Below are 20,751 nucleotides of genomic sequence, written 5' to 3'. Positions count from 1 at the left end.
ACGAGTTCATCACCGAGATCAACAACCGCCCCCGCAAAATCCTCGGCTGGGCAACCCCCGCTGAAATCTTCCAAGAACTATCATCGAAGGAAACCACACCGTGTTGCACCTCGAACTAGAACCCGGGTCACTGAGCCAATTTGCCCATCCCCCATTAGAATAGCCGTGGGCAACGTGCGTAAAGGCCCGCTATTTCCTCCCGGTTGTCCCGCCGCCGGAACCGCCCTGAATGACCGATCAACGCCGTGGAGGCCCGATGCTCGCTCTCCTCGCAGCATTCGGTGCCGGGGCGCTCATCATGCCGACCCTCACGCGATGGCTCGGTCGCCAGGTATTCTTCGTCGCAGCGCTCGTGCCGCTGGCAGCTTTCATCGCAGCGCTCGTAGACGGACCGCGCGTTGTCGCCGGCACAGCGATCGCGCAGAACGTTGACTGGATCCCGGAACTCGGACTCTCGATCTCGGTGCGCATGGATACGCTCTCGTGGTTGCTCACCCTCGTCGTAACCGGAGTCGGCGCCCTCGTGCTCATTTACTGCGCGCGATACTTCGAGAACGACGAAGTCGCCCTCGGCCGATTTGCCGGCCTGCTGCTCGCATTCGCCGGTGCGATGTACGGGCTGGTGCTCGCCGACGACGTGTACCTGCTCTTCGTTTTCTGGGAGGCGACGAGCGTGCTCTCCTACCTGCTGATCGGCCACTACACCGGCAAGAAAGCCAGTAGGGGGGCGGCCCTGCAGGCACTGCTGGTCACGACTCTCGGCGGGCTCGTCATGCTCGTCGGCCTAGTGCTGCTCTCGGTCGAGACGGGCACGTCCAGCCTTTCCGGGATCATCGCTGCGAGCCCGTCAGACACCATCGCAATTGTCGCGATCATGCTCGTGCTCGTCGGCGCAGCATCCAAATCGGCTATCGTGCCGTTCCAGTTCTGGCTGCCGGCAGCTATGGCAGCACCGACGCCCGTGAGCGCCTACCTGCACGCCGCGGCCATGGTCAAGGCCGGCATCTACCTTGTCGCGCGGTTCGCCCCCGGATTCGCAGACACACCCGGGTGGCGCGAAGTGGTTGTCGTGCTGGGTCTCACCACGATGCTGCTGGGCGGGTGGAACGCGCTCAAGCAGAACGACCTGAAACTCATCCTCGCTTGGGGCACCGTCAGCCAACTCGGGTTCCTCTTCGTCATCGTCGGCTATGGCACGAAGGATGCGGCGCTCGCGGGTATCGCGCTGCTGCTCGCTCACGCACTCTACAAATCCACCCTGTTTCTCGCGGTCGGCATCATCGATCACCGCACCGGAACCCGCGACCTGCGCAAGATCTCGGGTCTCGGGCGGCGTGTCCCGGTTCTTGCCGTCACAACCGCGCTCGCGCTCGCGTCGATGATCGGGTTTCCGCCGACGATCGGTTACGTCGCGAAAGAGGCCGCGTTCACCGCTCTGCTCACCGACGCCGAGGGCGGGGCTGCCCTCGGGTGGATCGCGCTCATCGGAGTTGTGCTCGCGTCGGTGCTGACCGTGGCGTACAGCGCCCGGTTCATGTGGGGCGCCTTTGCCACCAAACCGGGTGTCGAGCTCATCGGGCCAGTCCGAGAGCGACCATTGTTCTGGGGCGCACCCGTCATACTCGCGCTGACCGGGCTCGTACTAGGGCTCGCGGCACCCGTCGTCGACCGCTTCATCGCGGGCTACCCGGCGCTGTTCACCACGGACCCGGCATCGGGAGGGTCCGAGACCTACCATCTCGCGCTGTGGCACGGCCTCGAACCTGCGCTCGGACTCTCGGCGTTCACCCTGGCGACCGGCGCAGTGCTGTTCTTCGCCCGAATCCGGGTCGCTCACCTGCAGCAGCGTGTCGCAACCGGCTACTCGGCAGCCGACGGCTACGGCACCGTCATGCGCGCGATCGATCGCACGGCGGCACGCACGACGAGCCTCACCCAGCGCGGATCCTTGCCGTTCTACCTCGGCGTCATCCTGACCGTATTCGTGCTCGCGGTTGGTGCTTCGCTCGTGCTCAACCGCACCTGGACCGGCTCCCTCCGGCTGTGGGATTACCCCGTGCAGGCCGTCATCGGCCTCATCATGGTGATCGCCGCGATTGCGGTGACGCGAGCGGCGAAACGGTTCCAGGCGGCGGTGCTCGTCGGAGTGACCGGGATGGGGATGTCGGCGCTCTTCGCACTGCAGGGCGCCCCCGACCTCGCCCTCACCCAGGTGCTCGTTGAGATCGTCACCCTGATTGCATTTGTACTCGTTCTGCGGCGACTGCCGGCCAGGCTCGGCGAAGCTCACGGCTCGGTGCGACGCGGTCTCCGAGCAACTATCGGCATCGCCGTCGGAACGATCATGGCCGTCGTCGCGTTCGTCGCAACCGGGGCGAGGACGCAGCTTCCCATCTCGATCCAGTGGCCGGCCCTCGCCTATGAGCAGGGCTATGGACGCAACGTTGTCAACGTCGCACTCGTCGACATTCGCGGGTGGGACACGATGGGGGAGCTCTCCGTCATCATTGCTGCCGCGACGGGTGTGGCGAGCCTCGTATTCATCAGTGGTCGAGGGGTCGACAACCTTCCGAAAGTCGCACGGCGTGACGCTCAGCTGACCGGCCGCGCCACACTGCGAAACGCGAGCGATCCGAGCAACGACGACCGCGGGTCGTGGTTGCTGGCCGGTGGAGCGCTCGCCGACCGCAACCGTTCCATTCTCCTCGAGGTGGTCGTGCGATTGCTCTTCCACTCCATCATCGTGCTCTCGCTCTACCTGCTGCTTTCCGGCCACAACGCACCAGGGGGAGGATTCGCTGGAGGGATCGTCGCAGGCATGGCGCTCGTGGCCCGATTCGTCGCCGGGGGTCGACACGAACTCGGTGCGGCCGCGCCAGTGGAAGCCGGCAAAGTTCTTGGTGCTGGCCTGGTGCTCGCGGTCGGAACGGCAATAACCCCACTGCTCTTCGGTCGTGACGCGCTCGCCTCGACCCTGTTCGAGGCTGAGCTCGGCATCTTCGGCCACGTTGAGTTCGTGACATCCACTATCTTCGACATCGGTGTGTACCTCGTTATCATCGGACTTGTGCTCGACGTGCTGCGCAGCCTCGGGGCAGAAGTCGACCGGCAGTATGAGGAAGACGATGTGGGCACGACTGAGAAGCAGGGCGTTGGCTCAGAGGGGGCACCGTCGTGAGCATCGCAGTGGTCCCCATCGTCGTTATGGCCGTATTGTACGCGTGCGGTATCTATCTCATGCTCGAGCGCAGCGTCACGCGGGTGTTGCTCGGCTTTCTGCTCGTCGGCAACGCCACCAACCTGCTTCTGCTCATCATGGCGGGCAAGGCCGGCATCGCACCGATCGTCGGCGGGGGCATCCCCGCGGAAGACATGACTGACCCCCTGCCTCAGGCCCTTATCCTCACCGCCATCGTCATCACCTTCGGTGTATCGGCGTTTTTGCTGGCGCTCATCTACCGGGCCTGGCGACTCGCGCAAGGCGACACCCTCCAGGACGACGAGGACGATATCGCGCTTCGCATCAGCCTCGGCGTTCCGGGCGAGAATCCGGTCGGCACCACCTCGGGCAGTGACTTCAGCGACGATGATGTCACAGAGATGCGCGATCTCGAAGAGGCGGACGCACAGGCAGCAGCCGACGAGACAGAGCAGTCGACGATCACCACAGACCGGGGTGACGCATGAACGCACTCGTCCCCCTCGTCGTCTTGACCCCGCTCGTGGGTGCCGCGCTGACTCTAATCCTCGGCAAGCGACCCCAGGCACAGCGTGTCATCGCCATTGGCGCCCTCGTCGTAGTTCTTGCCATAGGAGCGGTACTCATTTCGGTCGTGGATGCTGAAGGGTCGCTCGCGATGGAGGTCGGCGGCTGGGCTGCCCCCTTCGGCATCGTGCTCGTCGTCGACCGCCTCTCGGCGCTCATGGTCGTCGTCTCCGCGATCGTTCTCCTCGCCGTTCTCGTCTTCTCTCTCGGTCAGGGCCTCGCCGACCGAGACAACGAGACCCCCGTGTCGATCTACTATCCGACCTACCTGATTCTCGCGGCAGGTGTCTTTAACGCGTTCATTGCGGGAGATCTTTTCAACCTGTACGTCGGCTTCGAGATTCTCCTGGTAGCCAGCTACGTGCTCATCACCCTCGGGGGGACGCAGGAGCGCATCCGGGCAGGGACCACCTACGTTGTGGTTAGCCTCGTGTCGTCGTTCTTCTTCCTCGCCGCCATCGCGATGATTTACGGTGCGGTGGGCACCGTCAATATTGCGCAGATCTCGCTGCGAATGGAGCAGATCCCGCTCGACGTGCAGATCGTGCTGCACGTGATGCTCCTCATCGCCTTCGGCATCAAAGCCGCGATCTTTCCCCTGTCGTTCTGGCTGCCAGACTCGTATCCGACGGCACCGGCACCGGTCACCGCTGTGTTCGCGGGGCTTCTCACCAAGGTCGGCGTCTACGCGATCATCCGCACCGAGACGATCATCTTTCCCGGCCCGGAACTCAACACCGCACTCATGGTGGTTGCGCTTCTCACCATGGTCATCGGCGTGCTCGGCGCGGTCGCGCAGGCGGACATCAAACGTCTGCTCTCGTTCACGCTGGTCAGTCATATCGGTTACATGATCCTCGGGATATCGCTGGGCACCGTGGCGGGTACGGCTGCTGCGATCTATTACATCGTGCACCACATCATCGTGCAGACGACCTTGTTCCTCGGTGCGGGACTTATCGAACGCATCGGCGGCACGACCTCCATCACGAAGCTGGGCGGTCTACTGAAGGCCGCGCCGCTGGTGGCTGTGCTGTTCCTCGTTCCCGCATTCAACCTCGGGGGCATCCCACCTTTCTCTGGATTTATCGGCAAACTCGCACTCTTCGAGGCGACTGCACAGCAGGGCACACCCCTCGGTTATGTGCTCATCGCGGCCGGGGCCCTTGTCTCGCTCCTCACCCTCTATGCTCTCGCCCGTGTGTGGAACATGGCCTTCTGGCGGCCTGCGAAAGACGTTCAGGGATACGAGTCGCCGCTGCTCGAGAACGTCTCCGAAGCACCCGGTTCCACGAAGGTGCGCGCCATCCGGCGAGCGCCAACCCTGATGGTAGTGGCGACCGGGATCATGGTGCTGGTCAGCCTCGCGCTCACCGTATTCGCAGGCCCGCTCTATAGCTACAGCGACCGTGCGGGCCAGAACCTGCAGGGTCCGCGCACGTATGTTGGCATCGTATTTCCGGTTGGTGACGATGACTGATCCTGCCGTCACCAACCCCGGTGACCGTCCGGGTGGCAGTGACACGCCCGAAATCGAACCGCCCGAGACCAGCGATCCGCTGACCCGGCGCGAGCTTGGCTGGCGTATCTGGCAGCAGCTCCCGCTCATCCTCGTCCTCGTTGCCTTATGGATGCTGTTGTGGGGGACCATCAGCGTGCTCAGTGTGACGAGCGGGGTGGCGATCGCCCTCGCGGTGACGAGCACCCTTTACCTGCCTCCGGTGCAACTCTCCGGTCGCTTCAACCCGTTCTGGTTCGCCGTCTACCTGATCCGGTTCTTGGGTGAGCTGGTGGCCGGTTCGGTGAATGTCGCGTGGCGTGCCTTTTCCCCGAGGGGGGTTACGGGCAACTCAATCATTGCGGTGCAACTGGTGACACGCTCCGACATCATTATGACCCTCACCGCGATCTCGGTCACTCTTATTCCTGGTTCGTTAGTTCTCGAGGTGGATCGTCAGGAATCCGTACTATACCTGCATGCCCTCAACACCACGAATGAGGTCGCGGTGAACGCCCTGCAGCGCTCCGTCCACTCGGTGGAGCGCTCGCTCGTGCGGGCGCTCGGATCCCCGGAGGATGTCGCCAATTGCAGGATGCTCGCCTCGCGGTATGACGATCGTGCGCGGAGCGCTCGCACGTCGAGCGACCGAGAGGACGGACCGCGATGATCCCGGCACTTCATGTGGCTGCCGTAGCGTTGTTCGCCGTTGGCGCCCTGTTCGCCCTCTACCGTCTGCTTCGGGGGCCGACTATCCTCGACCGGATGATCGCGTCCGACGTTCTGCTGACGACCCTCATGCTGGCTGTCGGGGCCGACATGGTGATCAACGGACACACGCGCACCGTCCCGGTCATGCTCGCACTCGCCGCGACGGCAACCTTCGCCACGATCGCGGTCGCCCGCTACGTCTCGAAGCAGGACGCCAGCACTACACCTGCCCGGAATGGTGCGAACGCGATCGGGACCGCCGCAGCTGCGGGCCCACAAGGGGAGGCCCCCGTTGACGACTGACACCATCCCGGACCTGATCGCCGCAATCCTGTTACTGCTCGGCGGCATCCTGACCGTCGCTGCCGGTGTCGGGCTTGTGCGGTTTCCCGATGCACCGAGCAGGCTGCACGCCTCAACCAAACCGCAGGTGCTCGGCCTCGTTCTCGTGCTCATCGCGCTCGCGCTGTCAGCGCGCAGCTGGTCGATGATGCTGGTGCTGATCCCCGTTTTCGTGTTCCAGATGCTCACAGTGCCCATCTCGGCACATATCGTCGCACGGGCCGCCTACCGCATGGGCAACTTCAGGAAGGACCTGATTTATGAGGATGACCTCGCCGACGCGATTGAGCGGGCGAACGGAGAAGGGGCGTCCAGCCAGAAGGTGTCGACACAACCGTCACCGGGCGACAACGACTCGTCGGGAGAATCGTCAGATTCCTGAACACGACATAGGGTCCGCCCCGGACCTCGCAAGGAGAGCGCTGCAGCAGCGGCGTTCAGCAATCGGGCTCAGCAATTGGGCTCAGCCAGCGCAGCACCTCGTCGTCCGTGGTTTGCGTGAAGTCGGTGTACCACTGGCCGATCGCCATGAAGCGTGCGGGTCGCTCCAGACAGACGAATTCGTCGATGTTGTCACCGGGCATGAAGCTGGGCGGTGCGACCGGCACCGCCAGCACCACTCTGTTGGCACCGAGCGCGCGCACCACTTGGCACGCGGCCATCGCAGTGGATCCGGTCGCGATTCCGTCATCGACCACGACCGCGGTGCGGCCGTGTAAGTCGAGCGGTGGACGACCGGCACGGAACCTCTCCAACCGCCGCCCCAATTCTTTCTGCTCACGGGCCCGCACCCGCTGCAATTGCTCGGGAGTCACCCCCAAAGTGCGGATCGTGTTTTCGCTCAGCACTTCGACGCCGTCTCCGATCGCACCCATCGCGAACTCCTCGTTGAGCGGCGCACCAAGTTTGCGTACGACGATGACGTCGAGTGGGGCATCCAGAGCCTGGGCGACCTGCGCGGCGACCGGGACTCCACCGCGGGGCAATCCCAAGATAATAGGTTTTTCAGCCGACAGATGTTCGAGTTGGGCGGCAAGCTTTCGGCCGGCATCGGAACGATCACGGAACAACATGGTTTGACTCCCTTGCTCAGAGAAGGGTTGCACACGAACTACGGCGGGTGTGGAATGTCTACACGAGCCGCTCACGGTGCTCCGTTCGGGGCACGTGGCCCGTTAGGAGAGTAGGGACATCATGTTTACTCCAACAAACGCATACTCCGGTTTCAGCGTAGACGATATTGCCGCCGCGAAGACCTTCTATGGTGAGACCCTGGGCCTGACCCTCGCTGACGACGAGATGGGTTCGCTAAGGGTGACCCTGCCGGGCGGAGCGGAAGTGTTCGTCTACCCGAAGGACGATCACCAACCCGCCAGTTACACGGTGCTGAACTTTGTAGCCGACGACGTGGAGGCCGCCGTCGACCAGCTGAACAAGCTCGGGGTACGCACGAAGATCTACGAGAACTCCGGAAAAGAAGGTGAGCTCGAGACTGACGAGAATGGGATCGCGCGAGGACACGGGATGCAAATTGCCTGGTTCATGGATCCCGCCGGAAATGTGCTCTCCGTATTGAACGGCTAGTTCGCGCACGTCGGTGGCGGTTTTCCGGCGGCGGCACGGCGCAGTATCCCGCGGTCGACGATGACCCAGACACCCGGGGCGAGCCAACGGGGCGAGACCTCACGGCCCCGCCCCGCAGTGTTGCTCAGTCGCTGGCGACTACTCGGCCAGAAGTGTCCAGGCGCCATCAGCCTGGACGCTGATGACGGAGGGGCCTGCGCTCAGCGGCACTGTTCCGCTGTAGGTTCCGATCTCATTGACGAGGAGGCCCATGGAGAATGTTTCGCCGGTTTCTTCGAGCACGACGAAGTTGCTTGAGCCGTCGTGGGTTGCGGTGAGTTTCCCGGCGGGGCCATCGAACAGGTACACGCCATCACCGATGCCGGATGCCACAAGGGCGGGGGCAGTCGAGATGGGCGCGATGGTGATGGTCCAGTTTGCGTCGGCTTTCACCTCGAGGGTCGTGGCATCACTGAAGGAGTTGAAGCCGTACACGCTGATGCCGTTGTAGGCGCCGATCGTGTTGACGAGCAGGTCACCTGTGGCGGCGTTGCTTGCGTCAAGCGCGTTGACAACGAAGTTTGATCCACCGTCATGGGTTGCGGTGACGATGCCTGCTTTTGCGCCTTTGGGCAGCGTGATGAGGTTGTCGCCGGTGCCGGTCTCGGTGATGGTGTCAAAGGTACCGAAGGTGTCATCCGCCCAGCTCTGCACGGTGTTGGTGTCTTCGGCAGGTGCTTCTGCGGCGGGCTCGGTGTCGGAGTCGGTCGATTGTTCGGTGCTCGTGCTGGGGACATCCGATGACTGGTTTGCGGCATTGCCGCCGTTGACCGAGCCGGTAATGATGGAGAGCAGAATCAGGATGCCGGTGACGATCCAGGCGAGCTTTTTGTGCTGGGCGTAGCCGGCGAGGGGCAGCCCCTGCTTGTCTTTCTGTGCACCGGTGAGCACGAGGATGAGGTCGATGAGGTACCAGATTCCTGCACCGCCGAACGTGATGAGTTTCAGGATGCCGGTGCCGACCTTGCCGAGGTAGAAGCGGTCGACTCCGAAGATGCCGAGCAGCAGGGAGAGCAGCCAGGTTACGAGGAACGACTTGGAGGAGTCTGGTGCCGCAGGAACGGCAGGGATTGGTGGGGGAAGTTCGGCAGACGGTTGCTGTGTATCAGTGGTCATGATGCTCCTTCGTTGGTGATTGGTGATTGGTGATTGTGGTGAGTTAGTCGCGTTTAATCTCGATGACGATGTCGAGGCCGTTGTCGGGGTGGTAACCCCAGGAGGCGCTGTACCCGTCCCAGTCGGCATCCTGCCGACCATCGAGTGCGCGGGTGCTATTGATTCGGTTGAGAACACTGTCTGGCGTGTTGAGCTCGTCGAGCATGCAGAAGATGTCGTCGAACTCTGCTCCGGATGATTCTTCGCCGAAGCTGTCCATCGACAGGCTCTGTCCTTCGTCACCGATTGTGATCCACCGGTTACTTTCGAGCTCGCAGGTTTCGACAGCGGTCGTGATGGGGCTGGGTTGTGCGGCGGAGAGGACACCACCGGCCACATTTCCTATTGTGGGGATCACGGCGAGCCCGAGAACAAGACCGAGCGTGAGCCCAATTCCAGCTCCTACGAGCCCGAACGCGACGGGCTTGGCTAGTTTGGCTAGTGAGGAGGCCTGAGGTGCCGCGGGCTCGTTTGTCGGGGTTACGGGTTCCGTCGGATGCGGTGTGTCTGATTCTGTTGTGGTCACTTTCTCTTTCCTTTCTTCGCGGTCGCTTACTGGAACCGCGGCAGTTCGAGTAGGTTGTTGGTTTCTCTGCCGTCGGCCACTGTGGTGATGTATTTGACGTAGTTCGCGCCATCGCGAGTGACGACCCGAGCACCCGCCCCGGTCGTGTTGTTGTAGGTGTAGACGGCTCCGCCGCCATCGATGACGCTGACGATTGTTCCGCGGCTCGCCGTCATAAGCGGGCCGGTCTTTGTGCCCGAGTATTTGAGGTCGGTGATGTGTTGGTTTGTGGTGCCCGGCGCCTGAACGCGAACTTGGCGGATGTACAGCATTGGTTGCTCCTTTGTTCAGCTGTCAGGGCCTCCTGCCGTGACTTAGTGAAGCGTGCAGCACCAGCGCTCACTAACTGCAAAACTGGCTGATAATGGGGCTTATCGCATAACATGATCCAAATGACACAAGATCGAGCTAAGCTCATCGTGTGCCACAGCCGTGCACCACTGCCGCAGACCTCAGCCGAAGGGGGAGTCATGACCGCAACGAAGCCGAACCTGTTCATCTCCCTTTCCGGTATTGCGCGGTTGGCGCAGGTGCAGCGCCCGGTGGTGTCGATGTGGCGTTCTCGCGCTGCGGCATCCGATGCGCCGTTCCCGGCTCCTGTTGCGGAGGATCGCGGTAGCGAGGTGTTTGATGCGCGGCAGGTAGCGGAATGGTTGGTGGCAACGGGCCGGGGCAACAACCCCGATGTGGTCGCGGATGCTCCCGCCTTCGCCCGCTTCGATGCGACTAGTCGTGGCGATTCAGAGTCTTTTCATGCCCTCACCGCGTTGGTAGCGTTGCGTGCCGCCACCGATGAGCCCATTGGGGCGTTCGATCGTGAGCAGCTTCTCGATCTTGCCGATGAGGTCGATCCGGATGACACCAGCCTTCAGAGCGAAGTAGTCGCCCTGGGCGATGAGCTTGTTGCGATGGCCCGCTTTGTTGATGTTCTGGTGGATGGCGCCTATGGCGCGTCCGCCGCTTTCGAGTCTCTTCTGGGGGAACGTTTTCGGGAGGGCCACAGGGCTCTCTCGCGCACGGCTCTCGAACCGGAGGCTGCTGCTCTGGTCAGCGAGCTTGCCGTGGAGCTGGCGAGGAGCAACCCTGCCGCCCACCCCAACCAGCCCATATTTGTGGACCCGACCGGCGCGTGCGGCGACCTGCTAGTCGCCGTCCTGAAGTCAGTCGATGAGAGTATCGACGCCGCGGTGATCACCGCGAACACGAATGGGCCTGGGGCGCGGCTATTGCGTCGTCGCCTCGTAGCGCACCAACTGCCGCACGCCTCCTTGGCGGTATCGAGCACGGGTGAGTTTGAGGCTACTGGTGCACCGGTGCATGTGGCGCAGTTCCCGCACCCTGAGTCGCCGGTGATGTCGCCGGTGCAGATCCTGTCGGAGATTGACAACATTGTTCTTCAGATGGATGACGCCCAGCGGGCTGTTGTGCTTGCGCCGGCATCCGTGCTGACTGTTGGTCGGCTCACGGCTGAGGCCGATGCGATCCGTTCGCAGATTCTCCGTTCCGGCAAGCTACGGGCGATAGTCCGGCTGCCGCGCGGGCTGGTAACGGGTAACCCGCGTCAGGCGCTCGCGCTGTGGGTGTGTGGTCCGGCCCACGAGTCGGTGGCGCGTGCCGACAAGTGGACGATGGTGGCTGATCTGGGCGATGAGCCGCTGTTGGCGGGGATGCGAACCGACCTGGTGAGCGATCTGACGGCAGCGATGGGTAGCGAGAGTTCGATCCGCGCTCACGCGTTCCGTTTCGCTCGCCCGGTCTCGACGGGTGCTCTTCTGGCGCGGTCGGGTTCGTTGGTCGCGTCGACGAAGCCGGTAGTGACGGTGCCGCGCACTACGGCGACGCAACAACGCCAACAGGTGGGGGCTGATTTCCCGGCACGCTTGGATGCGATCATTGCGGCCCTCGGCGACGATGCTCCCGAAGCGGTGCGAAATGTCGTTCCCGCTGATTCGCCACTGACTTTGCCTGCTGAAACGTTGGGTTCGCTCGCTGGTTCGCACCATGTGCGTTGCCTTTCCGGTGCCCGCCTAACGTCAGAGGATCTAGATGTGGGGACCGGCTATACCGTGATCGGCGTCGAGGAGTTGACCGGTCAGGTCGAGATCGGCGCCCGAAAGATCGACCGGCTGGTTCTGGCGGCGGAGTATCCGGCGGCCCGACTGACGGAGCCGGGCGATGTCGTGTTCTGCACGAGCCCGCATCCGAAAGCGTTCGTCGACACCGCAGGATTTTCAGTCGTGCGTTATCCGGCACGGATATTGCGCATCAACCAGTCAGACCCGGCGGGCCTCGTCTCAGAGTTGCTCGCGTCGGATATTGCCGACCAGTCGTCGCGTGAGTGGAAGCGTTGGCTTGTGCGCCGTGTAGTTCCTACTGAGCGCGCTGGTTTGGCGCAGGCGCTGCAGAGTGTCGAGTCCGAGCGGGCAGTGCTTGCTGAGCGGATGCGCACACTCGTCGATCTCGAAAATATTCTTGTCGGCGGCGTTGTTGCCGGCACTCTGACTACCCACAACAACCAGATCATTACCGGCAGTGATGCCGCCATAATTGCCCTACCGGAAGGAACTAACTGATGTCCCCTCGCACCAAGACGAAAACGGATGCTGCTCCGTCGACCATGAAGGAACTGAAAGACACCCTGTGGAAGGCCGCCGATAAGCTGCGCGGTTCGATGGATGCGTCGCAGTATAAGGACATCATCCTGGGGCTTGTCTTTCTGAAGTATGTGTCGGATGCGTTCGAGGAGCGTCGCACTCAGATCGCGACCGAGCTTGAGGCTGACGGTCTGGGCGAGGACCAGATCGCACAGCTCATTGATGACGTCGACGAGTACACCGGTCATGGGGTGTTTTGGGTTCCGGCCAATGCCCGGTGGGGGTTTCTGTCGGAGAACGCGAAGGGTATTGCGGCATCGACGGCGGAGCCGACGAAGTCGATCGGTCTGTTGATTGATGAGGCGATGGAGGCGATCATGGCGTCGAATCCGGCGCTTGCGGCAACTCTTCCGCGTCTCTATAACAAGGACAACATTGATCAGCGCCGTCTGGGCGAGCTAGTCGACTTGTTCAATTCGGCGCGTTTCACTGGTCAGGGTTCGACGCGTGCGCGTGACCTTTTGGGTGAGGTGTATGAGTACTTCTTGGAGAAGTTCGCGGCCGCTGAGGGTAAGCGTGGTGGCGAGTTCTACACGCCGGCTGGCGTGGTTCGCGTGCTGGTGGAGATTTTGGAGCCGACGCATGGTCGTGTGTATGACCCGTGTTGTGGGTCGGGTGGCATGTTTGTGCAGGCGGAGAAGTTTTTGGAGTCGCACAATAAAGAGGGAAGCGACATCTCTGTTTATGGTCAGGAGCTGAACGAGCGCACGTGGCGTTTGGCGAAGATGAACCTTGCGATCCACGGCCTGAATGGCAATCTGGCGAGCCGCTGGGGTGACACGTTCGCGCGCGATCAGCACCCGGACATGCAGGCTGACTTTGTGATGGCGAATCCGCCGTTCAATATCAAGGATTGGGCGCGTAGCGAAAGCGATCCGCGTTGGCGTTACGGTGTGCCACCTGCGGGGAACGCGAACTATGCGTGGATTCAGCACATCATCTCGAAGCTTGCCCCTGGTGGTAGTGCGGGTGTCGTGATGGCGAATGGTTCGATGTCGTCGAACTCCGGTGGCGAGGGCGATATTCGCGCGCAACTCGTGGAGGCGGATCTCGTGTCGTGCATGGTGGCGCTTCCAACTCAACTGTTCCGAAGTACCGGTATCCCGGTGTGCACGTGGTTCTTCGCGAAAGACAAAACCGCGGGAGCAGACGGAACTATCGACCGCACTGGTCAGGTGCTGTTCATCGATGCCCGCAACCTCGGCCACATGGTTGACCGTGCCGAGCGCGCATTCAGCGATAATGACATTGCGAAAATAGCGAACACGTTCCGTGCGTGGCGCGGCACAAAGTCGGCGACGGATGCCGGGCTCACCTACGAGAACGAGCCCGGCTTCAGCTACTCCGCGACCTTGGCCGAGGTGAAGGCTGCCGACTACGCGCTAACGCCTGGGCGTTTCGTCGGATCGGCGGAAGCGGCAAGTGATGGAGAAGATTCACAGCCGAAGATCGAGCGGCTGAAGAGCGAATTGCTCGCTCGATTCGAAGAATCAGAGCGCCTAGCAACGGCTGTGAAGCGGCAGCTTGGGAGACTCGATGTTTGAAAAGAAGAGATGGGGTGACATCTCCGAGCTTAAATACGGCAAGGCGCTAAGCGGCTACCGGGAAACCAGCGGAGAAGAAGTCCCTGTGTATGGGACGAATGGCGAGATTGGTTTCACCACAGAGCCGCAGGTAGATCGAGCTGGGGTAATCATTGGCAGAAAGGGTGCTTACAGAGGTGTCCACTACTCCGCGCGACCGTTTTGGGTAATTGATACCGCGTTTTACTTAGTTACTGCGGAGGGGATTTACGACCGCTGGGCTTATTATTCGCTCCAACTTTCCGACATAAACGGACTCGATTCTGGCTCTGCAATTCCCTCGACTACGCGCGACGCGTTCGCCTCGATGCCGGTCTTGGTACCTGAGTACTTGGAACAGGTAGGAATCGCGGAAGTGCTGGGTGCGCTCGACGACAAGATTGCCGCAAACATTGACGTCGTACGAATTGCGATGGCTCTGATGGCCGCTCTATACGACCAAAAGATTGAGCATGCGCCTAGCCGCTTGGTGCCGGTGGCTGATCTTGTGCGAAGGCTGGTTCAGACGCGAAAGCTTTCTAAAGTCGACGTGATTCGCGAGGGAGTAGTTCCAATTTTCGATCAAAGCGATGAAGGTCTGCTTGGATTTGCATCGGGGGAGGGCTACTTTCACGCTTCACCGTCAGAGCCGGTCCTCTATTTCGGAGACCACACCTGCAAGTTGCGAGTCGCAACACAAGGCTTCTTCGTCGGGCCAAATACAATCCCATTTGTTGGAGATGGGGTCGATACGGCAATGCTCTTTTTCGCTTTGCAAGGAGTGCAGAAGCAAGAAGAGTACAAACGCCATTGGCAAGAATTGATGAACAAGCGCGTGCCTTTACCTGAGCCGGCAAACCACGTCGAGCTCACGGACGTTTCAACCGGACTGTTCAGTCTCCGCACGACCCTCGAAGTCGAGAGTAGACAACTAGTTGCCCTCCGCGACACGCTCCTCCCCGAACTCATGTCGGGCAGGCTCCGCGTGAAAGACGCCGAGAAGAAGATCGAAGAGGTCGTGTGATGGTCGGAATGTCAGAAGCAGACTGGGAACAACTCACCCTCGACACCCTCGGAGAGTTGGGGTGGCTCCCGCTCACCGGCGACAAAATCGCCCCAGGATCAGGCGAGCGTGACAGCTGGGATGAGCTCCTCATCCGACCGCGCCTCCTCGCAGCGCTCCAAAAGTTCAACCCAGACGTGCCCGCGCAATACCTCGCGCAAGCGGTCGCCGAGATTGCGGCCCCCAAGTCGAAAGATGCGATCGCCGAAAACCTTCGCATCCACCAATACCTTGTCGACGGGTTCCGGCTCAGCTACATCGACACGGACGGGGTCGAAACCAACCCCACCATCAGCCTGCTCTCCGCCGACCCCGACCAGAACGACTGGCTCGCCGTCAACCAAGTCACCCTCATCCAAGGCGACTACAAACGACGCTTCGACCTCGTGCTCTACTGCAACGGCATGCCCGTCAGCATCATCGAACTCAAAAAAGCCGGCAGCAAAACTGCGGATGTCGCCTCCGCCCACGCCCAACTCGGCACCTACCTGCGCGAATTTCCCCTCGCCTTCCGGTTCTGCGTCTTCACCCTCGCCAGCGACGGACTCGACGCCAAATACGGGACCCCCTTCACCCCGCTTAACCACTTCGCACCCTGGAACATCAACGACGACGGTGTGCCAGTTGCGCCCAACCGAATCGAGAACGGTGAAACCATCTTTGGCCTCGAAGACGCCATCGAGGGGCTCTACAACCAAACGCGCTTCCTGCAGCTACTGCGCAACTACACCGCCTTCGACGAAAACGCTGACGGCCTTACCAAACGCATTGCCAAACCCCACCAATACTTCGCCGTAGCCAAAGCCATCCGCAGCACCGTGCAAGCCGTCGAATCCAACGGAAAAGCCGGCGTCGTCTGGCACACCCAAGGCTCAGGCAAATCCATGGAAATGGAGCTTTACGCCAACCTCGTCACCCGGCACCCCAAACTCAAAAACCCCACCATCGTCGTCATCACCGACCGCACCGAACTCGACGGCCAACTCTTCCAAACCTTCAACCAGAGCATGCTGCTCGCCGAAAAACCCCAACAAATCAAAAGCCGCACCCAACTGCGCGACGAAATAGGCAACCGCACCACCGGCGGCATCTACTTCACCACCCTCCAAAAATTCGGACGCACCGACGCAGAACGCGCCACCGGCACCGAACATCCCCTCCTCTCCGACCGCCGCAACGTCATCGTCATCGTCGACGAAGCCCACCGCAGCCACTACGACGACCTCGACGGCTACGCCCGCCACCTGCGCGACGCCCTCCCCAATGCCACCCTCATCGCCTTCACCGGCACCCCCATCTCCTTTGACGACCGCAACACCCAAGATGTCTTCGGCGACTACATCGACATCTACGACCTCACCCGCGCCGTCGATGACAAAGCCACCGTGCCCGTCTACTTCGAACCCCGCCTCATCAAAGTCAGCCTCGCCGACGGCATCACCCAAGAAGAACTGGATGCCGCAGCCGACGACGCCACCACCAGCCTCGACGACACCGAACGGGCCCGCATCGAAGCATCCGTCGCCGTGGTCAACGCCATCTACGGTGCCCCCGAACGACTCGAAGCCCTCGCCGCCGACCTCGTCACCCACTGGGAAGAACGTCGCACACGGATGCTCCCATTCATCGAAGCACCCGGAAAAGCCCTCATCGTCGGCGCCACCCGCGAAATCTGTGCCCGACTCTACGACCAAATCATCGCCCTGCGACCCGACTGGCACTCCGACGACCTCACCGCCGGCAAGGTCAAAGTCGTGTACTCGGGAACCCCCTCCGACCCCTCGCCGATCGTCGAACACGTGCGTCGACCCTCGCAGAACGACGCCATCAAAACTCGCCTCAAAGACGTAGATGACGAACTCGAGCTTGTCATCGTGCAGAACATGATGCTCACCGGCTTCGACGCACCACCACTCCACACTCTCTACCTCGACCGCCCCCTCAAGGGCGCACTGCTCATGCAGACCCTCGCGCGCGTTAACCGCACCTTCCGAGGCAAAGAAGACGGATTACTCGTCGCCTACGCACCCCTCGTCGACAACCTCAAAGATGCACTCGCTGAGTACACAAAAAGCGACCAAAAGAACAAACCCATCGGCCGCTCAGTCGACGAAGCCGTCGCATTGGCGACCGAACTCGTCAATAAACTGCGCGAGCTACTCGCCGGCTATGAGTGGCGTGCTGTGCTCAAAAAGGGTGGCCCCAAGGCCTATCTCAACGCTGCCAGCGGTGCCGCAAACTACCTCCGCAGTGTGGCAACACCCGGCAATGATCCTTCGCTTGGCGATGACACGTTGGCTGCCCGCTACCGCAAATTCTCCGGACAACTCGCCCGCGCCTGGGCCCTCGCCAGCGGACGCACAAACCTTGCAGACCTGCACCCAGAGATCTCGTTCTATGAAGAAGTGCGCGTCTGGATGGCCAAATTCGACGCCATGGATCGTCAGAACCGCGACGAACCCGTACCCGAAGACATCCAACGCCTGCTTGGACAGCTCATCGCCCAAGCGACAGATGCCGGCGAGGTGTATGACATCTACGAAGCGGCAGGAATGCCCAAACCATCGCTCAGTGATCTCACGCCCGAGTTTGTTGCCACAACACAGAATGCGCGGAACCCGCAGCTGGCGATCGAAGCGTTGCGTACGATGCTCACCGAAGAGTTGACGGCGGTCACTCGCAACAACGTGATTCGTCAACGCGCATTCTCCGAACGCATCACCGAGCTCATGAACAAGTACACCAACCAACAACTGACCTCAGCCGAGGTCATTGCGGAGCTGGTGGAGCTGGCTCGCGAGGTTGCCGCCGAAGGAAAGCGGGGCGAAACCTTTGACCCATCGCTCTCCCCAGACGAACTCGCGTTCTATGACGCGGTAGCCCAGAACGAATCGGCTGTTGAAGTGCAGGGCGATGGCAAACTTGCGGACATTGCGCGCGGCCTCGTTCAGGTGATGCGCCGCGATGTGCGAACCGACTGGACTGTGCGCGACGACGTGCGTGCCAAGCTGCGCTCGTCCATCAAACGTCTGCTCGTTCTCAACGGGTATCCGCCAGACAAGCAACCCGACGCCATCAAGTTGGTCATGGAACAGATGGAGTCGATGGCGCCGCGGTATGCCGATGAGCGCGATAACTCCAATTCGTCTAGTGGGGCTTGATGGAAAAATCAAGTGGGGCTAGAGTAAGCTGATGCCGAAGCCGCAGAAGTACCGAGATGTCATCAAGGTAGTGAAGGCAAACGGCTGGGTCTTCCTTCGGGACGCGAAAGGTAGCCACGAAATGTGGGGACTGCCCGACGCGTCAGTAAGAGAATCGATACCGCGCCACGGCGAAGTGAGCGCGGGAGTCGTTGGGCAACTGATGAAGAAGCTGCCGGAGACCCCACAGAACTGGCGATAGGGGAACAACAATGGCGAACCGAAAGACATACGACGTCACTGCTCGCAAAGATGGCCGTTGGTGGTTCGTGCAAGTACCCGAACTCGACACCGTGGGCCAGGCGCGCAGTGCGAGTGAGATCGAGGAAGTTGCTCGTGAGGTAATTGGACTTTGGCTGGACGTCGAACCCGATTCGTTCGATGTTGCTCTCGATGTCGAGATACCGGGCGAAGCCCGCATTGCGTGGGAACGAGCGAAAAAGCTGGAGATTGCCGCCCGCAAAGAAAGCGCAGAAGCCGCGACGTTTGCGCGTCGAGCCGTCGCTAGTCTCCGTGCAGAGGGCCTCACCTACAAAGACGCCGGAATCGTGCTGGGGCTTTCGCCCCAACGTGTGCAACAACTCAGCAAGATCGAGAACGCCGACGCGCTGCAGAAGAGTGCCTAGCTCCGAGCGCTGGCCCGGCAGGCAGACCGCCTACGACCTCTGGGTCGAGCGCCAGAAGCCGCAAAAGACATCCCCGATCCGTGCTTGAAGCTCACTAGATCATTGAGCCCAGACACGTTTTGCGGTATCCTGGCTAGGTAAGCTAGCCATAAAGTCGGAGGTGTCAAATGAGACACGTAAACATCCTTGAAGCGCGCAACACACTGTCCCGACTCGTCGCGGCAGTGGGCAACGGTGATGAAGTGGTGATCGCCAAGCGAGGTAAGCCGGTCGCGCGACTCGTGCGTGCTGTCGAGATCGCCCCCGAGCACACCGCTGCACAAGCTGCAGAGTGGCTAACCCGCAATCCGGTTCCCAGCCACCCGGCACGAACCGCAGCAGAGCTCGACCGTCAGATCGCATCCGAGCGTGAGGGCTGGGAGTGATCTACCTCGACTCCTGCATGGTGATTTACGTAGTCGAAGATGATGGGCCGCGCGGCAACGCTGTGCGCCAACGGCTCACCGACTCGGCTGATGCCGTAGTGGCGGTCAGCCCCCTTGTCACGCTCGAATGCCTAGTCGGCCCGCTTCGTGACGAAAATTATGGGCTTCACGATCACTATCTCCGAGCGCTTCACAACTTCAAGCCCCTTCCCCTGGAAACGGAGCACTACATGAGAGCGGCCGAACTTCGAGCCCGATACGGACTCAAAACACCGGATGCACTGCATCTCGCTGCTGCCCAAATGCACGGTTGCGATGAGCTATGGACCAACGACAATCGCCTTGCTGCGGCAGCAAAAAACTTGGCAGTGAATGTGACATCATCTCCGTTGGAGTTGTGACTTGCTGGGTTGTTCCGCACCGCGCGGTAGCGTGAACCCATGACGGTACTCACCCCCGCACTGCTCGAACGCATCCGGTCGCGGGCTGCCCGCTATGACCGCGAGAACATCTTCTTCACCGAAGACTTGCAAGAGTTGCGTGCCGTCGGCTACCTCAAGCCGCGCAGCCTGCGGGAGCTGTCGGATGACCAGAGACTGCTCGCCGCCTACGCTCCGGCCACGGCGCTCGCCATCAACATGCACCTCGTGTGGATTGGCGTCGCCTGGGCGCTCCGCGAACGCGGCGACACCAGCCTCGACTGGCTGCTCGCGGATGCCGAAGCCGGGGAAGTGTTCGCCTTCGGGCTCAGCGAACCCGGCAACGATCTCGTCATGTGGGACTCGCTCACCACCGCAGAAACCGTCGAAGGCGGTTACGCCTTCACGGGCACCAAGATCTTTACCTCACTCTCGCCGGCGTGGACCCAGCTCGGAACGTTCGGCAAGCACACCGCCGACGATGGCACCGAAACCCTCGTGCATGGTTTCATCGAGCGATCAGCCCCCGGATGGCGCTCCCTCGATGACTGGGACACCCTCGGCATGCGCGCCACCCAAAGTCACACCACCGTGCTCGACGGCGCCTTCGTTCCCGCGAACCGGGTCGCCCGCGTGCTGCCCGTCGGCCCCAACGCCGACCCGTTCATCTTCGCCGTGTTCGCGAACTTCTTGCCGCTCATCGCCTCCGTCTATGCGGGGCTCGCCGACCGCGCCCTCGAACTCGGGGTCGAAGCACTGCAGAAGCGCAGCTCGGCCATTACCGGTGACGCGTACTCCGAGCATCCGGACCTGCGGTGGCGTATGGCGGATGCCGCCCTCGCCCTTGATGCGATCGAACCCCAACTGCACAGCGTCGTCGATGACGTTGATGGGCTCGTTGATCACGGGATGGGATGGTTCCGCAAACTTTCTGGCCTCAAGCACCGCACCACGGAAACCGCCCGCCACGTCGTCGACCAAGTGATGCGCTCGGCTGGTGGGGGCGCATTCCGCAGCAATAGCGAACTCGCGCGCTTGCAACGCGACGTGCTCGCCGGCATTTACCACCCCTCTAACCCCGAGTCGGTGCATCGGACTGTTGCTGGCGATTTGTTCGACGACTAACCCGTTGCTTAGCGAGG

Annotated in this window: 20 protein-coding genes and 1 pseudogene; 17 read left to right on the top strand and 4 right to left on the bottom strand. The window is 61.6% G+C overall.

All coding sequences use genetic code 11. From position 1 onward, the window contains the following. From ACTJJW_RS14395 to mnhG, 7 genes and pseudogenes are all read left to right on the top strand, one after another. Positions 1-119 (top strand): annotated as a pseudogene (locus ACTJJW_RS14395) (IS30 family transposase); the annotation flags it as partial. Positions 120-256: 137 nt separating this feature from the next. Further along, positions 257-3,178 carry a Na+/H+ antiporter subunit A gene (locus ACTJJW_RS14390; RefSeq protein WP_462645802.1) on the top strand — a complete coding sequence of 974 codons (2,922 nt, stop codon included), beginning with the start codon at positions 257-259 and terminating at the stop codon, positions 3,176-3,178. After that, positions 3,175-3,687 carry a Na(+)/H(+) antiporter subunit C gene (locus ACTJJW_RS14385; RefSeq protein ID WP_462645800.1) on the top strand — a complete coding sequence of 171 codons (513 nt, stop codon included), beginning with the start codon at positions 3,175-3,177 and terminating at the stop codon, positions 3,685-3,687. Before ACTJJW_RS14390 ends, ACTJJW_RS14385 begins: the two co-directional genes overlap by 4 nt. Continuing rightward, positions 3,684-5,246: a Na+/H+ antiporter subunit D gene (locus ACTJJW_RS14380; RefSeq protein ID WP_462645798.1), complete on the top strand. Its 1,563-nt coding sequence runs from the start codon at positions 3,684-3,686 to the stop codon at positions 5,244-5,246. The genes ACTJJW_RS14385 and ACTJJW_RS14380 overlap by 4 nt, the downstream gene beginning before the upstream one ends. Next, positions 5,239-5,934 (top strand): Na+/H+ antiporter subunit E, encoded by a 696-nt coding sequence (locus tag ACTJJW_RS14375; protein WP_462645797.1) that lies wholly within the window; start codon positions 5,239-5,241, stop codon positions 5,932-5,934. Before ACTJJW_RS14380 ends, ACTJJW_RS14375 begins: the two co-directional genes overlap by 8 nt. Further along, entirely contained in the window at positions 5,931-6,278 is a 348-nt protein-coding gene (locus ACTJJW_RS14370; protein WP_462645795.1) for a monovalent cation/H+ antiporter complex subunit F, read from the top strand. The genes ACTJJW_RS14375 and ACTJJW_RS14370 overlap by 4 nt, the downstream gene beginning before the upstream one ends. Continuing rightward, positions 6,268-6,699 carry a monovalent cation/H(+) antiporter subunit G gene (mnhG, locus tag ACTJJW_RS14365; RefSeq protein ID WP_462645793.1) on the top strand — a complete coding sequence of 144 codons (432 nt, stop codon included), beginning with the start codon at positions 6,268-6,270 and terminating at the stop codon, positions 6,697-6,699. The genes ACTJJW_RS14370 and mnhG overlap by 11 nt, the downstream gene beginning before the upstream one ends. Positions 6,700-6,754: 55 nt before the next feature. Here the strand turns inward: mnhG and ACTJJW_RS14360 are convergent, their stop codons facing one another. Further along, the gene (locus ACTJJW_RS14360) at positions 6,755-7,390 is read right to left on the bottom strand and encodes a phosphoribosyltransferase (protein WP_462645791.1); all 636 of its coding nucleotides are present in this window, start codon (positions 7,388-7,390) and stop codon (positions 6,755-6,757) included. Between the two features lie 121 nt (positions 7,391-7,511). Between ACTJJW_RS14360 and ACTJJW_RS14355 the strand changes: the two genes are divergently transcribed. Next, a complete protein-coding gene (locus ACTJJW_RS14355) occupies positions 7,512-7,901 on the top strand; it encodes a VOC family protein (RefSeq protein ID WP_462645789.1) in 390 nt (129 codons plus the stop codon). Between the two features lie 138 nt (positions 7,902-8,039). Here the strand turns inward: ACTJJW_RS14355 and ACTJJW_RS14350 are convergent, their stop codons facing one another. From ACTJJW_RS14350 to ACTJJW_RS14340, 3 genes are read right to left on the bottom strand one after another with little or no spacing between them, the layout of a single operon-like run. Next, complete coding sequence (locus tag ACTJJW_RS14350; protein ID WP_462645787.1) at positions 8,040-9,056, bottom strand: TM2 domain-containing protein; 1,017 nt, start codon at positions 9,054-9,056, stop codon at positions 8,040-8,042. A gap of 43 nt (positions 9,057-9,099) precedes the next feature. Then, entirely contained in the window at positions 9,100-9,621 is a 522-nt protein-coding gene (locus ACTJJW_RS14345) for a hypothetical protein (protein WP_462645785.1), read from the bottom strand. Between the two features lie 26 nt (positions 9,622-9,647). Next, on the bottom strand, positions 9,648-9,932 hold the full coding sequence (locus ACTJJW_RS14340) for a DUF3892 domain-containing protein (protein WP_462645784.1): 285 nt from the start codon (positions 9,930-9,932) through the stop codon (positions 9,648-9,650). A 120-nt stretch (positions 9,933-10,052) separates the two neighbouring features. Between ACTJJW_RS14340 and ACTJJW_RS14335 the strand changes: the two genes are divergently transcribed. The 9 genes from ACTJJW_RS14335 to ACTJJW_RS14295 all read left to right on the top strand — a co-directional run bounded on the left by ACTJJW_RS14335 (position 10,053) and on the right by ACTJJW_RS14295 (position 20,734). Beyond that, entirely contained in the window at positions 10,053-12,233 is a 2,181-nt protein-coding gene (locus ACTJJW_RS14335) for a hypothetical protein (protein ID WP_462645782.1), read from the top strand. Continuing rightward, a complete protein-coding gene (locus ACTJJW_RS14330; protein WP_462645780.1) occupies positions 12,233-13,858 on the top strand; it encodes a class I SAM-dependent DNA methyltransferase in 1,626 nt (541 codons plus the stop codon). The genes ACTJJW_RS14335 and ACTJJW_RS14330 overlap by 1 nt, the downstream gene beginning before the upstream one ends. Beyond that, positions 13,851-14,900: a restriction endonuclease subunit S gene (locus tag ACTJJW_RS14325; protein ID WP_462645779.1), complete on the top strand. Its 1,050-nt coding sequence runs from the start codon at positions 13,851-13,853 to the stop codon at positions 14,898-14,900. The genes ACTJJW_RS14330 and ACTJJW_RS14325 overlap by 8 nt, the downstream gene beginning before the upstream one ends. Continuing rightward, positions 14,900-18,100, top strand: a complete 3,201-nt coding sequence (locus ACTJJW_RS14320; RefSeq protein WP_462645777.1) for a type I restriction endonuclease subunit R — start codon at positions 14,900-14,902, stop codon at positions 18,098-18,100. Before ACTJJW_RS14325 ends, ACTJJW_RS14320 begins: the two co-directional genes overlap by 1 nt. A gap of 31 nt (positions 18,101-18,131) precedes the next feature. Next, positions 18,132-18,341 carry a type II toxin-antitoxin system HicA family toxin gene (locus ACTJJW_RS14315; RefSeq protein ID WP_462645776.1) on the top strand — a complete coding sequence of 70 codons (210 nt, stop codon included), beginning with the start codon at positions 18,132-18,134 and terminating at the stop codon, positions 18,339-18,341. A 10-nt stretch (positions 18,342-18,351) separates the two neighbouring features. Further along, positions 18,352-18,765 carry an antitoxin HicB gene (locus tag ACTJJW_RS14310; protein WP_462645774.1) on the top strand — a complete coding sequence of 138 codons (414 nt, stop codon included), beginning with the start codon at positions 18,352-18,354 and terminating at the stop codon, positions 18,763-18,765. Between the two features lie 167 nt (positions 18,766-18,932). Next, positions 18,933-19,190 carry a type II toxin-antitoxin system Phd/YefM family antitoxin gene (locus ACTJJW_RS14305; RefSeq protein ID WP_462645773.1) on the top strand — a complete coding sequence of 86 codons (258 nt, stop codon included), beginning with the start codon at positions 18,933-18,935 and terminating at the stop codon, positions 19,188-19,190. Continuing rightward, positions 19,187-19,591: a type II toxin-antitoxin system VapC family toxin gene (locus tag ACTJJW_RS14300; RefSeq protein WP_462645771.1), complete on the top strand. Its 405-nt coding sequence runs from the start codon at positions 19,187-19,189 to the stop codon at positions 19,589-19,591. The genes ACTJJW_RS14305 and ACTJJW_RS14300 overlap by 4 nt, the downstream gene beginning before the upstream one ends. A 39-nt stretch (positions 19,592-19,630) precedes the next feature. Continuing rightward, on the top strand, positions 19,631-20,734 hold the full coding sequence (locus tag ACTJJW_RS14295) for an acyl-CoA dehydrogenase family protein (protein ID WP_462645769.1): 1,104 nt from the start codon (positions 19,631-19,633) through the stop codon (positions 20,732-20,734). The last annotated feature ends 17 nt before the right edge of the window (positions 20,735-20,751 follow it).

Source organism: Rhodoglobus galactosidasius, from assembly GCF_054957775.1.
This window is presented reverse-complemented; position numbering and strand designations above follow the sequence as displayed.

Bases quoted from the DNA above. Each gene is read 5' to 3' on its own strand.
- ACTJJW_RS14350 (WP_462645787.1), bottom strand. From the start codon at position 9,056: ATGACCACTGATACACAGCAACCGTCTGCCGAACTTCCCCCACCAATC.
- ACTJJW_RS14295 (WP_462645769.1), top strand. From the start codon at position 19,631: ATGACGGTACTCACCCCCGCACTGCTCGAACGCATCCGGTCGCGGGCT.
- ACTJJW_RS14340 (WP_462645784.1), bottom strand. From the start codon at position 9,932: ATGCTGTACATCCGCCAAGTTCGCGTTCAGGCGCCGGGCACCACAAAC.
- ACTJJW_RS14335 (WP_462645782.1), top strand. From the start codon at position 10,053: ATGACACAAGATCGAGCTAAGCTCATCGTGTGCCACAGCCGTGCACCA.
- ACTJJW_RS14310 (WP_462645774.1), top strand. From the start codon at position 18,352: ATGGCGAACCGAAAGACATACGACGTCACTGCTCGCAAAGATGGCCGT.
- ACTJJW_RS14355 (WP_462645789.1), top strand. From the start codon at position 7,512: ATGTTTACTCCAACAAACGCATACTCCGGTTTCAGCGTAGACGATATT.
- ACTJJW_RS14320 (WP_462645777.1), top strand. From the start codon at position 14,900: ATGGTCGGAATGTCAGAAGCAGACTGGGAACAACTCACCCTCGACACC.
- ACTJJW_RS14325 (WP_462645779.1), top strand. From the start codon at position 13,851: ATGTTTGAAAAGAAGAGATGGGGTGACATCTCCGAGCTTAAATACGGC.
- ACTJJW_RS14375 (WP_462645797.1), top strand. From the start codon at position 5,239: ATGACTGATCCTGCCGTCACCAACCCCGGTGACCGTCCGGGTGGCAGT.
- ACTJJW_RS14315 (WP_462645776.1), top strand. From the start codon at position 18,132: ATGCCGAAGCCGCAGAAGTACCGAGATGTCATCAAGGTAGTGAAGGCA.
- ACTJJW_RS14390 (WP_462645802.1), top strand. From the start codon at position 257: ATGCTCGCTCTCCTCGCAGCATTCGGTGCCGGGGCGCTCATCATGCCG.
- ACTJJW_RS14360 (WP_462645791.1), bottom strand. From the start codon at position 7,390: ATGTTGTTCCGTGATCGTTCCGATGCCGGCCGAAAGCTTGCCGCCCAA.
- ACTJJW_RS14370 (WP_462645795.1), top strand. From the start codon at position 5,931: ATGATCCCGGCACTTCATGTGGCTGCCGTAGCGTTGTTCGCCGTTGGC.
- ACTJJW_RS14330 (WP_462645780.1), top strand. From the start codon at position 12,233: ATGTCCCCTCGCACCAAGACGAAAACGGATGCTGCTCCGTCGACCATG.
- ACTJJW_RS14305 (WP_462645773.1), top strand. From the start codon at position 18,933: ATGAGACACGTAAACATCCTTGAAGCGCGCAACACACTGTCCCGACTC.
- ACTJJW_RS14380 (WP_462645798.1), top strand. From the start codon at position 3,684: ATGAACGCACTCGTCCCCCTCGTCGTCTTGACCCCGCTCGTGGGTGCC.